Consider the following 15,274-nt stretch of genomic DNA (forward strand, 5'->3'; position numbering starts at 1 on the left):
CAAGCAGCACGAACCGTTCGACGAACATGCGGCCTTCCCAACCCCACTCGCCGCTGTGGCTTGACGACTTAGCACCGTGAGGTGTCTGCGTGGGGTTTCGCGTGCGCGCTCGCGCGGCCGAGTGCGGGCGATCCGCCACCGGCCGCCGTGGCGGCGGGAGCCCCTCGAAGCCCCCGGCCCCGCGACCCGAGCGCCGCTCGCGCCAACCCATCGGCCGGTGATGGCGCGCTCGGCCGGCCAAAAGCCGGGCTGCCCGCGCCGAGCCGTGGAACGCCTTCCTATTTGGCCTCCGCGTACGTGTTCACCACCGCCGGCAGCAGCGGCAACAACACCGGGGTATCGCCGAACACCAACGCCCGGGCCTCGGCTGCGGCCTCGACGATCGCGCCGGCCACCGCGTCGGTGAGGTCGGCCGGGCTGTGCACGATGATCTCGTCGTGTTGGAAGAAGACCAGGTGCGGACGCCCCGACGGCGCCGCGTCGTACGCGGTCAGTCGGCGCCGCAGCGCGGCGAGCAGGGCCAGGGCCCAGTCCGCCGCACTCGCCTGGATGACGAAGTTGCGGGTGAACCGGCCTCGGGCGCGGGCCGAGCGGGCCCCGGCGTCGTCGCCGCCCCGCTCGCCGCGTTCCCCGGCCGGTTCGCTCGTGCCGCCCTCGGCCAGGTCGAGCCATTCGGAGGAGGGCGGCGGGCAGGTCCGGCCCAGCCGCGAGCGCACGATGCCGCCCTCCTCGCCGGTGCGGGCCGCCGCCTCGACGTAGCCCATCGCGTCCGGGTACTGCCGACGCAGCGTGGCCAGCAGCGGCCCGATGTCGCCGCTGGTCTGCCCGTACATCGCGCCCAGCAGGCCGAGCTTGGCCTTGGCCCGGTCACCCTGGAAGGCGGCCTTGGCCAGCGCCTCGTACAGATCGCCGGCGGCGGCCGAGCGGGCCAGGCCGGCGTCCTGGGACATCGCGGCCAGGATGCGCGGTTCGAGCTGGGCCGCGTCGGCGACCACCAGCCGCCAACCCGGATCGGCCACGACCGCACCGCGCAACACCCGGGGAATCTGCAACGCGCCACCGCCGCGTCCGGCCCAGCGGCCGGTGACCACGCCGCCGACCACGTATTCGGGGCGGAATCGGCCGGCCCGCACCCAGGTGTCCTGCCAGGCCCACCCGTGCGCGGCGTGCAAGCGGGCGAGTTCCTTGTACTTGATCAGCAGGTCGGCGGCCGGATGACCGAGGTCGCGCAGGTACCACGTGCGGGTCGAGGTGAGTCGGATGCCCTGGTCGGCGAATGCCTTGATCACCTGGGTGTGCGAATCCGGGTTGAACGCGCGCCCACCGAGCGCCGCGCGCAACTGCTCGGCCAGGTCGGCGAGTCGTTGCGGCGGTGTGCCGGACACCCGGGGGCGCGCGCCGAGCAGCTCGGTGAGCAGCGCGTCGTGCACCTCGACCCGCCAGGGCAGACCGTCGGCGGCCATCTCGGCCGCGACCAGACCACCCGCCGACTCGGCGGCGACCAGCAGCCGGAATCGCGAACGGCGGGCCGGATCCTCGATCGCCTCGATCCGCCGCAACTGGTCGGCGTGCACCGCGACCACGGCATCGAGCGTGTCGGCGCCGGCGGGCAACCGTTGCCGGTCGGGGACGAACAGGCTGTCCTGCGCGTCGGCGACGCCGATCGGCAGGTCGTCCGGTACGGGCAGGCCCTTCAGCCGGGCCCAGGCCGCGCCGAGCGAACGCGGCTCGCCGAACCGGCCCTCGTGCGCGAGCAACAACGACTCGACCAGCGCGAGGTCGTGACAGCGCGCGACCCGGGTGGGCAACAGCGGCGCATACGCACTCTCCGCCGAGGCCCATACCCACCTCGGCGGCACCGGCGCGGCCTCGAAATCGGCGATCGCCGCGACCAGATCGCCGACCTGCGTGGCCGGCCCCACGGGCACACCGTCGTCACGCAACGGCTGCAGCCGACCCCCGTGCCCGTACGCGTCGGGCGCCATCGCAACCCGAGCCACGCCCGCCGTCACCACATGCCACCGGCCGCCACACCACACCCGAACCGCTCCACAACCGCCCTCCTCCCACACACGTCCACCGGGGACGAATCCCCCACAACCGACAGACCCCCAACCGCCGAACCCTACCCACCCACCCCGACACCCCGACCTCACCACCACCGCCGCCCCGGCCCGGCAGGCACCCACACGGGCCGACACGGGATGGGCGACACGAGCAAACGACACGGCGCGCCGGCACCGGGCGCGGCGAGCGCGGATGGCGCGGCGAGCGCGGATGGCGCGCGCATCACGTCGGATGCCCGCACGCGCCGATCTCGGCGAGCGCTCGGTGTCGGTGGGGGGCGTGGATGCCGGCGGATTCGGGGGCGTTAGGTTCGTGGGGTGCCGGTCGGGCCGCGCGCCGAGTCGCCCCCGTGGTGGGTCGATCGCACGAGGTTCGCACGTCGATTCGAGGAGCGTTTCCCATGGCCCGTATCCCCACCGCCGCCGTCGCCGCCGGCGGTCTGGTCGGCGGCTACGCCGTCGCCCGCTACACGAAGAAGCGCCCGCTGGGCGGCGCGGTACTCGCCGCAGCCGGTGTGTTCGCCGCCAAGGGTTGGCACGAGCAGGCCGGGACACCCACCGCCGCCGCGCTGACCGGCCTGTACACGATCGCCTTCGGCGCCTCGCACCCGCTCGCGAAGAAGATCGGCGCCTGGCCCTCGGTACTCACCGTGGCCGCCACCGTCGCCACCGCCTCCTACTCCCTCGCCGACCGCAAGGCGTAACCGTCCACCGTCGCGCAAACCACGGCCACCAGGCTCGGACCCGAATCACGGCGGGTCCCGGTCACCGTGGCGCGGCTCTCGGCCGGGCCCGAACCGGAGCAGGTCCGGTGAGCGGTCCCGGCCGCGTCCATGACCGCGAAGTCGTCGCCTACACCTCCTCGGGACCGAGCACGCCAAGCTCGACTTCCTCGAAGACGCGCGACCGCCACGAGTCCTCGTCCTCGAATATGGCCGGATCGCCCTGCCGGGCCTGCTCGATCACGTCTTCGACGTAGTCGTCGTGGTCGTCGTCGGCTTCGCGCTTTCCCGAGTGGACGAAGCCCTCCCGGATCCTCGGGACGCGCCGCAGTCCCGACACCGAGGAGTCGACGAGCCGGTACCGCCGGCCCGCGTCGCGCTCGTAGTCGTGAAGCATCCATACTTCGCCGCTGTCGAGCAGCACCCGGTACGTGTTGACGCCATCCTCGACTCCGCCGAGGAAAGCGGCTCGGCCCCACGGCAGATCCCGGACGGACAACTCCCGACCCGAGTCCCACACGAACATTCGATGGCAGTCGGTCGGCAGCCCCCGCTCGCTCGACGCACGGGCCGCCGCACCTTCCATGGCCGGACTCGAGAGAGCACTCGTGTCATATGGCAGCCACGTCACGCTCGCCGACCTGCAACCTCCGGCACCCGAGCCATCCAAGCAAATCGCTCCTCTCGGGCCCGGCAGGACGACCCGACGCAGGTGGGCGCGGACCTGTGCCAAAACGCGTCGAAACGCGTCGATTCGCATTGTGCACGATCCCGTTGCGGCCGACGCCGGACATGCTCGCACCACAGCACCGCAGCACCGCAGCACCGTGGCACCGTGGCACCGCGGCACCGCAGCACCGCGACACCACAGCGTCGTTTCGTCGTCGGGGCTCGGGCCGAACACCGCCTCGACTCGGGCGAGGGTTGTGAACCTCGCCCGAGCCGGACGCGAGTACGGGTACGAGTGTGGATGCGGGTACGGGCGATCTCAGGTCGGTTGGTGGGCGGCGGACTCGGCGTCGCGGAGGAGGGTGATCAGGTCGCTTCGGGCCCTGGCCACGCGGGAGCGGACCGTGCCGATCGGGCAGCCCGCAATGGTCGCGGCCTCGGCATAGCCGAAGTCCAGGACCTGGGTCAGCACGAACGCCTCGCGGCGCGCCGGCTGCAGCGCCCCGAACAGGTCGTCCAGGGCCAGCCCCTCCTCGAAGCCGGGACGGGAGATGTCCTGGCGGCGCTCGGCGACCTCGACCCAGTCCTCGACCGAGGCGGTGCGCGGTCGGGCCGCCGCCGCGCGATAGCGGTCGACGACGGTACGTCGGGCGATGGACAACAGCCAGGTGCGGACCGAGGACGCCCCGGTGAACCGCGGCAGGGCCGTCCAGGCCCGCAGATACGTCTCCTGGGTGAGGTCGTCCGCGCTCTGTACGTCGGTCAGATACGCGACGAACCGCCACACGTCGCGATGCGTGCCCCGGACGAAGTCGTCCACGGCGTCCGGGTCGCCGGCCGCGCCCGCCAGGGCCCGGGCGGTCAGGTCGAGGTCATGCACCGGATACCCCCACACCCTGGACGAGGTACGTCGGTGCGTCGGCTCTCGCGGGCCGGTCCGCCGACCCCGCCGGCGGATGGTCGGCCCGGCGCGCCGGGTGGTCGAGAAGGTGCCAGGAAGTCACGTTTTACGTCCTCGTCATGCGGGCGGCGATCGATCGGCCCGGGGCGGATCGATGCCGAGCTGGTGGGCGGGACGCCCGCCGGAGCCGAGCGCGGGGCGCGGTCTCGACGGCGGTGCGCGAATCACCCGACGGCGCCTCGGTGTGTGACCGTTCCGCTCGGCACCGGTGTCGGATTCGGACACGGCGACGGGCGAGTCGGTGCGCTGGGCGCTCCTCGGGTGGCGGGTACGCCCGGGTCCACCGACGGCGACGCGGATGCGTACCGGGTCGGCGTTACGGCCTGCGGTGTGCTCGGTCGCGCGAGTTCAGCGCGAACGTGGGCCGGGGCACGGGCACACGCTCACGGGCGCGACGCGCGTACACGTGGCGCGGCGGCGGAAGGCACGGCCGGAAGGCACACGCGGGTCGGGTGGACGGCTCAGGCGAACAGCACCGCGGGCGGCCCGCGGCCCGGCAGCGGGCGGCAGACCCATTTCGCGATGGCCCGTTCGCCGCGATCGCGGGCACGGGGCATCCCCGGCAGTCGGGTGGCGACCGGCGCCGACCAGGCGCCGACCAGGGCGAGTACCACCGTGCCCGCCATCGTGGCGAGCAGGCGCAGCAGTCGGAAGACGGCCTTCTCGCCGTGCCGCAGCCACAGGCCGCAGCCGAGCGCGGCGAGCACGTGCGCGGCGAACATGCCGCCGGGGCCCTGGCCCATGACCGCCATCACCGCGCCGTCGTGGTTCATCCCACCCGCGCCGGCCACATGATGCCCGCCGGACGGCGGTCGACCGAAGCCGGCCGCCTCCGGTGAGCCGCCGGCCAGGTTCGGGTCCAGGCGCATCCGGATCAGGAGTTCGGTGACCGACCGGGTCGGCGCATCGCCGGGTCGGTCGTCGTTGCACAGCAGGACCTGAAGCCACTGATCGCGAAAGCGGGCCGCGCCGGTCGGTTCGGGAACCGGTTGGCGGGCCAGCGTGAACAAGGTGTGCAGGCCGGCCTGGGCGGCCAGTACCGCACCGGTGATCACGCCGAGGCCGCGCTCACGATCGGCCACGGCCCAGGCGAGGACGCCGATTCCGACGCCGGCGCCGACGGGTGCGGCCCAGTGGACCGGCGCGTCGGACATGAGCGTGTGCCCGAACAACGCGAGCAGCACGCAGATCACCGCGAACATCGCGGCGCGAACGGCTCGAAGCACGGACCGGGCAGGCATGGTGACGTCATGTTCCCATCCGCCGGACCCACCCGAACCCTCGGGTGCCCGGCCGGTTACCGAACTCCTCCCGAAGCCTTCCCGAACCACACCCGAACGCACCTGCGAAAGAGGGGCGTTCCGAACTCGATTGCCGGCATCTCATCAGAAACATGAACAATTCATGGCAATATCGGTCGACTTCCCGCCTCACGCGGGAATCACGACCGCCCGGGGAACCGGAGATCATCGCCGACCGACTACCGGGATGCTCGTGCCCGTCTCCGCGCCCTTCCTCGTGCTCGTGGCCGTGCCGATGCTCGTGGCCGTGCTCGTGCTCGTGCTCGTGCTCGCGACCAGGGCACCCGCCCACGCCTCCGGCCACAACAGCCCCCGCCCCACCACAGCCCCGTCCCGTGCAGTCGTCGTCCCCCGTTCGACCCCTGGAGCCCGATTCATGCCCGTGTTCGCCGGCGGACCCGACGCCCGGAACCGCCCCTGGCCCCTGTCGTTGCGCACCGCCGCCGCGCGCACCGCCGCCGGGTCGACCGGGTCGACCGGGTCGACCCCCGCATCCCGTACCGTGCTCGCCTTCCTCGGCCTGCTCGTGCTGCTGTTCGTCGTCGCGTTCGCGGTCGGGCGCCAGGCCGGACCGGTGGCGCCCGATCTGCACCGGCCCGGACCGCCTCAAACCCCGGTACCGATGGGCGAGGAAGGTGGCGGCGGACACAGCCGGATGGGCCTCGGCACACCCGCTCTCGGCACACCCGGCCTCGGCACACCCACCACACCCGCGCTCGCCGGAGGTGCCCTGTGACCACCTCCGCAGCCCTGCTCACCACCGACGTCACCGTCTCCGGGATGACCTGCGGCGCCTGCGTGAATCGGGTCGAACGTCGGCTCGCCCGGTTGGACGGGGTCAGCGCGACGGTCAATCTGGCCACCGGCCGGGCCCGGGTGGTGCATCCCGCGTCGCTGCCCGTGGTGGACCTGCTGGCGGCGGTCACCGAAGCCGGCTTCTCGGCGACCCTGATCACGGCGACGCCCGCCGCGACCGGACCGGCCGGCGTCGAGCAGGTGGACCACGGCCGGCGCGACCTGCTGCTGACCGCCGCGCTCGCGATCCCGGTCCTGGTGTTGTCCATGGTGCCCGCCTGGCAGTTCACCAACTGGCAGTGGTTGTGCCTGATGTTGGCCGCGCCGGTGGCGACCTGGGGCGCGTGGCCCTTCCACCGGCAGGCCCTGCACGGGCTGCGCTACGCGACCGCGACCATGGACACCCTGGTCAGCCTGGGTGTGCTCGCCGCGTTCGGCTGGTCGCTGTACGCCCTGTTCGTGGGCGGCGCGGGCGAGCCCGGGATGCGGATGGCGTTCGACCTGCTCCCGTCCGCGACCGGCGCGCCCGGCGCCGAGGCCGGCACCGAGGCACACTCGTATCTCGAAGTTGCCGTCGCCGTACCGCTGTTCGTCCTGTTCGGCCGCCGGTTGGAGGAACGGGCCCGACGGCGCACCGGATCGGCGGTACGGGAGTTGGCCACGTTGGTCCCGGACGAGGCCGCCGTGCTGCACCCGGGGCCGGCCGGGAAGGAGGTCGAGGTGACCGTGCCGACCGCGTCCTTGACGGTCGGTCAGGTGTTCGTGGTCCGCCCGGGCGACCGGGTGCCGGCGGACGGGGTCGTGGTCGAGGGCCGCTCCGCGTTGGACGTGTCCCATCTGACCGGGGAGAGCCGGCCGATGGAGGTCGGCCCGACGGACCCGGTGCCCGGCGGGAGTGTCAACGAGGGCGGCCGATTCACCGCCCGGGCCACGGCGGTCGGCGCGGACACCCGGCTCGCCCGGATCACCGCCGCGGTCGAGGAGGCCCAGGCCGGCAAGACCGGCGCGCAGCGCCTGGCCGATCGCATCGCGGGCGTGTTCGTGCCGTCCGTGCTGGCGACGGCGGTGACCGTACTGGGCTTCTGGCTCGGCGCGGGCGGCGCTCCGCAGGCCGCCGCCGCGGCGACGATGGCCGTGTTGGTGGTCGCCTGCCCGTGCGCGCTGGGCCTGGCCACGCCCACCGCGATCCTGGCCGCGACCGGCCGCGGGGCCCGGATGGGCGTCCTGATCCGCGAACCCGCCGGCCTGGAGCGGCTGCGCCGGGTCGGCACCATCGTGGTGGACAAGACCGGCACGCTGACCACGGGCGGGATGAGCCTGCTGCGCCACGAGCCGGCCCCGGGCGTGGCTCCGGGCGAACTGTTGTCCCTGGTCGGCGCGGTCGAGGCCGGGTCCGGGCATCCGATCGGTCGGGCCGTGGCCCGGGCCGCGACCGAGCGCTTCGGTACGTTGCCGCCGGTGGCCGACTTCACCGCCGAACCGGGCACCGACGTACGCGGCCTGGTCGAGGGGTCGCGGGTGGCGGTGTTGCGGCCGGGCGCCGAGGACGTGACGGCGTTGCCGGCGAATCTGCGGGCGGCGCTGGCCGAGGCGGACGCGGCCGGGGACACCGCCGTGCTCGCCACGGTGAACGGCACCCCCGCCGGGGTGTTGGTGCTGGGCGACTCGGTGCGGCCGGAGGCGGCCGGCGCGATCCGGGCCCTGGACCGGCTCGGCATCACGGTGATCCTGGCCACCGGCGACCGCCCGGGGCCGGCCCGCGCGATCGCCGACGCGGTGGGCATCGACGAGGTGCTGAGCGAGTTGGACCCGCACGACAAGGCCGAACTGGTCCGGGGCCTGCGCCGGGACCAGCCCGGCCGGGCGATCGCGGTGGTCGGCGACGGCATCAACGACACCATCGCGCTGGGCGAGGCGGACCTGGGCATCGGCATGGGCGGCGGTACGGCCGCGGCGATCGGCGCGGCGGACGTCACCCTGGTCGGCGACGACCTGACCGCGCTCGCCGACGCGATCCGGCTGTCCCGGCGCACGACCGGCACGATCCGGGCCAATCTCGGCTGGGCGTTCGGCTACAACGTGCTGCTGATCCCGGTCGCGGTGACCGGCCTGCTCAATCCGATGCTGGCCGCCGCGGCGATGTCGGTCAGCTCGCTGGCGGTGGTGACCAACAGCCTGCGCCTGACCCGCTTCCGCCCCGAACGGCGCACCGAAGCCGACCCCGCCCCCGGGCCCCGCCCCGACCGCCGCCCCGACGACGCGAATCAGGACCCGACGTGAAACCCCTCGCCCTGCTCAAGACCGTCGCGGGCCCCCTCGTCGCGGCCGCCCTCGCGCTGACCCTGCTCACCGCCTGGACGGCCGGCGGCCGAGCCGGCAGCGCCCCCGAGCTCTCGATCAGCGACGGCCGCGTGCACCTGGCCACCAACGCCGACGCGACCTCCGCGTACTTCACCATCCGCAACTCCGGCGCCGCCAACGACGAACTCGTCTCGGTCAGCACACCGATCACCCCTGACGCGGGATTCAGCTTCCACACGTACACCGGCTACGCCGGCCGGATGTGGATGACCGCGTCCCTGCCGATCCCGGCCAACGGCCTCCTGGGCATGACCGCGAGCGGCGCCAACATCATGCTCGGCGCGCCCCCGAAGCTCACCCCGGGCCAGATCGTCCCCTTCACCCTCCGCTTCCGACACAGCCCCCCGATCCACACCACGGCCGTCGTCGTCCGCCCCGGCACCTGGACGCCGGCCAAGGCGACCTGACACCCCCGCGACCGGCCCCTCCTCCGCCCGGGCGGGGCCGGCGGTCGCGGGGCCGGCGGTCGCGGGGCCGGGCGCGACCTCGGGCGCCGGGGTCCGCCCCCGCGCCCGGGTCAGCCCGACACCCACCAGCACCACGACCATGCCCGCCACCACCCGCACGCTCAGCGCCTCGTCCAGCACGAGCGCGCCCAGTGTCACCGAGACCACCGGCAACAGATAGCCGACCGTGGCCGCAGCCGTCGGCCCCTCGTCGGCGATCAGCCGCGAGTTCAGGTGGAAGGTGACGCCGGTGCCCAGGATGCCCAGGACCACGACGGCCAGCACCCCGGTGACGGTCGGCGCACCCGGATCGGTGGGCCCGAGCGGCAACGCGAGTGCGGTCAACCCGGTCGCGCACAACAACTGGGCCGCGGACAACGCGAGCGGCGCACCGCCGCGGCCGATCAGATACCGGGCCATGTAGGCGAACGCGACCGCGTAGCCGACCGCCGCGCCGAGCAGGGCCGCCGCACCCCAACCGGCCGACCCGCCGTGCTGCCAGGGCGCGAAGATCAGCAACGTCCCCCCGAAGCCCAGCCCCAGACCGAGCAACCGCAGCGGGTACAGCGCACGTTCGGTGCCCGACACGATCCCGATGGCCAGGGACCACAGCGGCGTCGTGGCGTTCAACACGCCCGCGACTCCGGAATCCACCGTCTGCTCGCCGACCGCGAAGAGAAGGAACGGCACCGCGTTGCAGAACAGCGCGGCCACCACCAGATGACCCCACACCCGGCGCTCGCGCGGGAGCCGCTCACCCGCGGCGCGGGCCAGGACCAGCAGGGCGGCGGCGCCCAGGACGCAGCGCACGACGGTGATGTGCAGCGGGGCCAAGCCGCCGTTCAGGGCGACCTTGATCCACAGGAAGCCCGATCCCCACAACAGGGCCAGTACCGCCATCCGCACCGCCGTCGCACGTGATCCACCGAGCACGATTCGCCTCCGGTACGGGTCGCCTGGGCAGGAATTCGGGATTGGCTTTCACGTTGTCGCACTCCGATCCTTAAGACAAGCGAAACATTCTGCACAAACACTTAAGTGCTCCTACACATTAAGCTTGCCGACATGCTTGATGTGCGACGCATGCAGGTACTCCGGGCGGTGGTCACCGGCGGCTCGGTCACCGCCGCCGCGCGGAGCCTGGGATATACGCCCTCCGCCGTGAGTCAGCAGGTCGCCGCCCTGGAGAAGGAAGCCGGGATCGCGCTGCTCGAACGCGTCGGTCGAGGCGTACGACCCACCGAGGCCGGCCGCCTGCTCACCGAGTACGCGGCGCTGATCGGCGACCATCTGGCCGCGGCCGAGACCGCGCTGGCCGACCTGCGCACCGGCCGCAGCGGGCGGCTGACGATCCACTACTTCGCCACCGCCGGCGCCGTCCTGGTGGCCCCCGCGCTGGCCGCGCTGCGCCGCGAACTCCCCGGTGTCGAGGTCCGGTTGGAGTTGTCCGACCCGCGCCACCCGCTGACGCCGGTGCGCGAGGGTCGGGCCGATGTGGCGCTGGTGGTCCGGCCCGACGACCGGCCGCCCGTCGACGGCCTGCGTCTGGAGCACCTGCTCGACGTGCGCTATCGCGCCGTACTCCCACGCGGCCATCGACTGGCCGCCAAGCGAGTACTCGACCTGGTCGACCTGGCCGACGAACCATGGGTCGCGAGCGAGTCCGAGGGCCCGTGCCGGGAAGTACTCCTGGAAGCCTGCGCCGCGGCGGGCTTCGGGCCGCGATTCGTGGTGGACAGCCAGGACTACGCGACCGCCCAGGGCTTCGCCGCTGCCGGTCTGGGCGTCGCACTGATCCCCGAATCGGCCCTGGACGGCCCCCGGCCGACCACCGTCGTCCGCCGGATCCGCAACCCCGAGCCGACCCGCCGGGTCTACGCTGCGGTCCGCACCTCGGCCCCGCCGCAACCCGCGCTCCGCGCCTTCCTCGCCGGCCTGCGCGACGCCGCGGCCCACTGATGCCACCCGGCGGTCGCACCCACTGATCCCACCCGACGGCCCGCCGATGGATCGAAAGCCGATCGGGAACAATGGGCAGTCGTCCCCAGCCGCGGCCTGCGGCATCCCCGACCCGGCAGGAGTCCCCACACCGTGTCCGACCAGCGCGAACCCGCCCTACCCGGCGGGGCCCCGGACCTCGTCGAACAACGAGCCGACGGTCTCCGCGCCGACTGCGCGAACTGCTTCGCGCTGTGCTGCGTCGCGCCCGCCTTCGCCGCCTCGGCGGACTTCGCCATCGACAAGCCCGCCGGGCGCGCCTGCCCCAACCTGCGCTCGGACGACTTCGGCTGCGGCGTGCACACGCGGCTGCGGGACATCGGCTTCTCGGGGTGCACGGTCTACGACTGCTTCGGCGCGGGACAAAAGGTCGCCCAGGTCACCTACGCGGGGCAGGACTGGCGCCGGGCGCCACACACCGCGAAGCAGATGTTCCGGGTCTTCCCGATCATGCGGGACCTGCACGAACTGCTCCGCTACCTGCACGAGGCGCAGTGCCTGGCCGCGGCCCGCCCGGTCCACGATCAACTGCGCGTCGCCTACCTGGACACCGAGCGACTCACCCTCGGCGAGCCGGCCGAGCTGCTCCGGATCGACGTCGGGGCGCTGCGGCACCAGCTCAACCCGCTGCTGCTGCGGGCGAGCGAACTGGTCCGGGCGGGCGTTCCGGGCAAGAAGAAGGACCGCCGAGGCGCGGACCTGATCGGCGCCCGGCTCAAGGGGGCCGACCTGCGCGGCGCGAACCTGCGCGGGGCGTACCTGATCGGCGCCGACCTGCGTACCGCGGACCTGCGATTCGCCGACGTGATCGGCGCCGACTTCCGCGACGCGGACCTGCGCGGTGCGGACCTCACCGATGCCCTCTACCTCGTCCAGTCGCAACTCGACGCCGCCAAGGGCGACCTGCGCACGACCCTTCCCGCGGCCTTTACGCGGCCTGGTCACTGGGGGACGTGATGGGGGCACGGGCGAGTTTCGGGTGAGATCGAGGCGAGTTTCGGGCGAGATCCGCCCGAGTTCCAGAGCGAGTTCCGACCAGGTCCCGACCGGGTCCCGGGAGATCCGACCGGCTCACGACCGAGCGAGCGGCGGGGCGCTTGGGGGTTGGGTGGCGGGGGCGTCGGGTTGCGTGGCCGGAGCTGGGGGTTGGGTGGCGGGGGCGTCGGGTTGCGCGGCGGACTTCGTGGGGTCGATGCCCAGGGTGAGGGTGGCCAGGTAGCCGGACCCGGGGGAACCGGCGCGGAGCGGGGTGAGGGTGGTCAGGCCGTCCTTGGCGCCGCCCTGGCCGTAGACCATGTCCTCGGCGAGCTTCTTCGGCGTGCCGGTGTGCCGGTTGTACGGGGCCCGGGCGTGGACGGCGGCGACGGTCTCGTCGGGGAAGAAGATCTGGCCGGTGTGGTCGACCGTGCCGCCCTCGTAGATGCCGTCCGTGTTCATGCCGCCGGTGTGCACCTTGACATGGATGTGCGCGGCGCGCGGCTCGTACCAACCGGGAAAAATCGTCACGAACTCCACGACGCCGTCCGCGCCCGCCACCTGATAGCCCCTCAGGTACGTGGTGTCGTTGGCCTTGCTGCCGTCCGCGCCCTCGGCCGGGACGCCGCCTCCGGGGTCGGCGGTGGTGAACCCCGAGTAGTAGCCCCACGCATCGCAGTGCCAGATCTCCACCGCCGCGCCGGCAACGGGCGCACACGCCCCGCTCACACTCGCCACGGTCAGTCGAATCCGCAGCGGCAGGCCGGGCTTGCCCTCGGTGATGTCCTGCCGGACGAACGCGTTGTCGAGGTAGTACGGCCCCTGCGTGACGTCGGCGGTCAGCACACATTGCCCGGCGCCCGAGGAAGTCGCCGCGCCCGCCGCCGAGTTCTTCGAGGTGCCGGAGGAGTTCGAGGAGCCGGAGGAGTTCGAGGAGTTCGAGGAGTTCGTACAACCGACCAGGGCCAGTCCCGCCACGCCGCCGAGGAACAGGAACCGTCGCCGGCCCGGGAAGTCGATGCGGTCGAAGGGATCGCCGGTCCGGTCGTGGTTCCGATCGTGGTTCCGGTCGTCATCGCTGTCGGTCATGGCGCCGACCCTGCCGGGCATTCCTGAAGAGTTCATGAGAGCCGACTGGGCCACCCGTGATCGGCGGGTGTTTCCGATCGGCCCCCGATCCGGCGTACCGCTCACCCGTCCCGCGTGTCGTACACCCGCCGCACCTGGTAGACCCCGTCCGCGACCCGATTCGACCGGGCCCTCAGCAACGGCGCGATACAGGCCGGCCATACGGTCGTTCGGGACCAGATCACACTCGCGAGCAGGCCCGGATCGACCGGGCCGAGCCGGGACAGGTCCACCCCCGACGCATCGACCGCCTGCGCCCGGACATCCTCCTCCAGGCATCCCGCGAGCCGAACCGCCCTCGTAACCGCCGCGCACGCGGCCGTACCGGAGATCACGGCACGCACCTCTCCGTCGGCCCCGGACATCTCGCGCAACAGCCCCTGCGCCGTGTCCAACGCCCGCCCGCTGTCCGCCAGCGCCGTCCCGAGCGCCTGGGTGAGCGCGGTCTGCCGCGGGGACACCGAACTCGGCAGGAACGTCAGCCGATTGCCCAGGAAGCGAGCCTGACCGGCGGCCAGCGACAGCGCGATCAGCACCTCCGTCCGCCGCTGCCACGCGCCGTCCGCCGGCGCGTCGAGCGCACGAAAGGCGCGCCGCACCGCTTCCCCGTGCCCCAGTACCGCCATGCGGATCTCCCGGGTCCGGACACGCAGTTCGATCGTGGTCTCGACCACCCCCCGGACGCGCGGCGGGCACGATTGCGAGCCGGCCGAGCCGGCGCACTCGAACGGGTACAACACCCGTCCCATCGCGCCCACGAGCCGAATCCAGGCCCGGGCCTCGGCCGGCGGATCGGCGACCTCGCCCGCAGCCGACAGCGTGCGTGCGTCGAACTCGGTGAACGTGCGTCGCTCCTCGTCGGAAATGCTCATCGAGCCGCCTCCCGCTGTCACATGTCTCGAACCACAAGCCGAACCGCACGTCGAACCGCACGTCGAACCGAAGGACCGAACAGAAGGCGCCGTACATGATTCGAGCACAAACCGAACACAACCGGAAAGCCCAAGCACGAAAAACGGCCAGGAAACCATCGATGCCCGGCCCGAAGTCGCAGATGACCGGCCCGACCGACGAGAACACGAGGATGAGAAAGGCGCTTTATGGAAAAAGCCGCACGCTTATCCCTCTGATTAACGGTATCAGCAGCAGAGCCCTTTCCTCCATGCATACAACACCCACGGTTACCTCACGAACCTCCCGCGTGACCTCCACCCACGAGGCGCACACACGGCGCCCATCCAGCGCACAACACCCACACCCCGCGCACCAAGACAGCAATCACGCACGCACAAACTGCCGAACCGGCCGCCCGCGACACCGCCCCGGACTGTTGGCAACTCGGTCGGGTTCACTGCGGAGCCTTTCCGAGTGGGCCGGGTGTTCGCGGCGGGCGGTCGCGTCTTGGTCGGGTTGGGTGCGGGTGGCTCAGTGCTAAACGGTCGGCGTGGGCTGGTGGAGATGGCCCCGGGGTCGGGGTCGCCAGCGGTCAGGAGCCCTGGGCTCACCGGCGAGACACAGGCGTTGCTCGCCGGAAAAGGCGCTGGCAACGGCGGAGCCGATGGGGCGGCCCGGTCAGGTTCGCCGGGGAGCCTTTCCGAGTGGGTCGGGCGTTCGCGGCCGGCGGTCGCGTCTTGGTGGGCGGCGGGTGGCTCAGTGCTAAACGGTCGGCGTGGGCTGGGGGAGATCGGCCCGGTCCCACCGTCACCGGCGGCCGGGAACCTGGGCTCCCCGGCGAGACGCGGGCGTTGCTTGCCTGGAAAGGCGCTGGCAACGGCGGAGCCGATGGGGCGGCCCGGTCAGGTTCGCCGGGGAGCCTTTCCGAGTGGGTCGGGCGTTCGCGGCCGGCGGTCGC

12 protein-coding genes and 1 pseudogene are annotated in these 15,274 nt (G+C 72.8%); 6 read left to right on the top strand and 7 right to left on the bottom strand.

Annotation, left to right across the window (positions count from 1 at the left end; genetic code table 11):
• Window positions 1-278 precede the first annotated feature (278 nt).
• Entirely contained in the window at window positions 279-1,985 is a 1,707-nt protein-coding gene (locus ACH4U8_RS45840) for a bifunctional 3'-5' exonuclease/DNA polymerase (protein WP_395784707.1), read from the bottom strand.
• A 482-nt stretch (window positions 1,986-2,467) separates the two neighbouring features.
• Here ACH4U8_RS45840 and ACH4U8_RS45845 point away from each other — a divergent pair, with 482 nt between their 5' ends.
• The gene (locus ACH4U8_RS45845) at window positions 2,468-2,770 is read left to right on the top strand and encodes a hypothetical protein (RefSeq protein ID WP_360324485.1); all 303 of its coding nucleotides are present in this window, start codon (window positions 2,468-2,470) and stop codon (window positions 2,768-2,770) included.
• 148 nt (window positions 2,771-2,918) lie between these two features.
• Here ACH4U8_RS45845 and ACH4U8_RS45850 read toward each other — a convergent pair whose 3' ends face one another.
• The 3 genes from ACH4U8_RS45850 to ACH4U8_RS45860 all read right to left on the bottom strand — a co-directional run bounded on the left by ACH4U8_RS45850 (window position 2,919) and on the right by ACH4U8_RS45860 (window position 5,659).
• Window positions 2,919-3,212, bottom strand: coding sequence for a hypothetical protein (locus ACH4U8_RS45850; RefSeq protein ID WP_395784693.1), 294 nt, complete (start codon window positions 3,210-3,212; stop codon window positions 2,919-2,921).
• A 564-nt stretch (window positions 3,213-3,776) separates the two neighbouring features.
• Complete coding sequence (locus tag ACH4U8_RS45855; RefSeq protein WP_360324481.1) at window positions 3,777-4,337, bottom strand: sigma-70 family RNA polymerase sigma factor; 561 nt, start codon at window positions 4,335-4,337, stop codon at window positions 3,777-3,779.
• Window positions 4,338-4,879: 542 nt separating this feature from the next.
• Entirely contained in the window at window positions 4,880-5,659 is a 780-nt protein-coding gene (locus tag ACH4U8_RS45860; RefSeq protein ID WP_395784695.1) for a hypothetical protein, read from the bottom strand.
• Window positions 5,660-5,906: 247 nt separating this feature from the next.
• On the opposite strand from ACH4U8_RS45860, the gene ACH4U8_RS45865 reads away from it, so the two are divergent.
• The 3 genes from ACH4U8_RS45865 to ACH4U8_RS45875 all read left to right on the top strand — a co-directional run bounded on the left by ACH4U8_RS45865 (window position 5,907) and on the right by ACH4U8_RS45875 (window position 9,282).
• Entirely contained in the window at window positions 5,907-6,455 is a 549-nt protein-coding gene (locus ACH4U8_RS45865; protein WP_395784697.1) for a hypothetical protein, read from the top strand.
• Between the two features lie 44 nt (window positions 6,456-6,499).
• Window positions 6,500-8,794 carry a heavy metal translocating P-type ATPase gene (locus ACH4U8_RS45870; RefSeq protein ID WP_395784709.1) on the top strand — a complete coding sequence of 765 codons (2,295 nt, stop codon included), beginning with the start codon at window positions 6,500-6,502 and terminating at the stop codon, window positions 8,792-8,794.
• Between the two features lie 131 nt (window positions 8,795-8,925).
• Complete coding sequence (locus ACH4U8_RS45875; protein WP_379991611.1) at window positions 8,926-9,282, top strand: copper chaperone PCu(A)C; 357 nt, start codon at window positions 8,926-8,928, stop codon at window positions 9,280-9,282.
• A gap of 168 nt (window positions 9,283-9,450) precedes the next feature.
• On the opposite strand, the pseudogene ACH4U8_RS45880 reads toward ACH4U8_RS45875, so the two are convergent.
• A pseudogene (locus ACH4U8_RS45880) lies at window positions 9,451-10,221 on the bottom strand (DMT family transporter); the annotation flags it as partial.
• A 165-nt stretch (window positions 10,222-10,386) separates the two neighbouring features.
• On the opposite strand from ACH4U8_RS45880, the gene ACH4U8_RS45885 reads away from it, so the two are divergent.
• Together ACH4U8_RS45885 and ACH4U8_RS45890 are read left to right on the top strand one after the other, a co-directional pair.
• On the top strand, window positions 10,387-11,280 hold the full coding sequence (locus tag ACH4U8_RS45885; RefSeq protein ID WP_395784699.1) for a LysR family transcriptional regulator: 894 nt from the start codon (window positions 10,387-10,389) through the stop codon (window positions 11,278-11,280).
• Between the two features lie 132 nt (window positions 11,281-11,412).
• Entirely contained in the window at window positions 11,413-12,276 is an 864-nt protein-coding gene (locus tag ACH4U8_RS45890; RefSeq protein WP_395784701.1) for a pentapeptide repeat-containing protein, read from the top strand.
• Between the two features lie 114 nt (window positions 12,277-12,390).
• Here the strand turns inward: ACH4U8_RS45890 and ACH4U8_RS45895 are convergent, their stop codons facing one another.
• Window positions 12,391-13,383 (bottom strand): intradiol ring-cleavage dioxygenase, encoded by a 993-nt coding sequence (locus ACH4U8_RS45895; RefSeq protein ID WP_395784703.1) that lies wholly within the window; start codon window positions 13,381-13,383, stop codon window positions 12,391-12,393.
• Between the two features lie 101 nt (window positions 13,384-13,484).
• Entirely contained in the window at window positions 13,485-14,294 is an 810-nt protein-coding gene (locus ACH4U8_RS45900; protein WP_395784705.1) for a hypothetical protein, read from the bottom strand.
• Window positions 14,295-15,274 lie beyond the last annotated feature (980 nt).

Origin of the sequence: Embleya sp. NPDC020886, from assembly GCF_044333915.1 — a bacterium.
GTDB lineage: Bacteria > Actinomycetota > Actinomycetes > Streptomycetales > Streptomycetaceae > Embleya.

Coding starts and splice junctions, on each gene's coding strand:
- ACH4U8_RS45840 (WP_395784707.1), bottom strand. CDS start 1,985: ATGGCGCCCGACGCGTACGGGCACGGGGGTCGGCTGCAGCCGTTGCGT.
- ACH4U8_RS45845 (WP_360324485.1), top strand. CDS start 2,468: ATGGCCCGTATCCCCACCGCCGCCGTCGCCGCCGGCGGTCTGGTCGGC.
- ACH4U8_RS45860 (WP_395784695.1), bottom strand. CDS start 5,659: ATGCCTGCCCGGTCCGTGCTTCGAGCCGTTCGCGCCGCGATGTTCGCG.
- ACH4U8_RS45865 (WP_395784697.1), top strand. CDS start 5,907: ATGCTCGTGCCCGTCTCCGCGCCCTTCCTCGTGCTCGTGGCCGTGCCG.
- ACH4U8_RS45870 (WP_395784709.1), top strand. CDS start 6,500: ATGACCTGCGGCGCCTGCGTGAATCGGGTCGAACGTCGGCTCGCCCGG.
- ACH4U8_RS45885 (WP_395784699.1), top strand. CDS start 10,387: ATGCTTGATGTGCGACGCATGCAGGTACTCCGGGCGGTGGTCACCGGC.
- ACH4U8_RS45895 (WP_395784703.1), bottom strand. CDS start 13,383: ATGACCGACAGCGATGACGACCGGAACCACGATCGGAACCACGACCGG.
- ACH4U8_RS45900 (WP_395784705.1), bottom strand. CDS start 14,294: ATGAGCATTTCCGACGAGGAGCGACGCACGTTCACCGAGTTCGACGCA.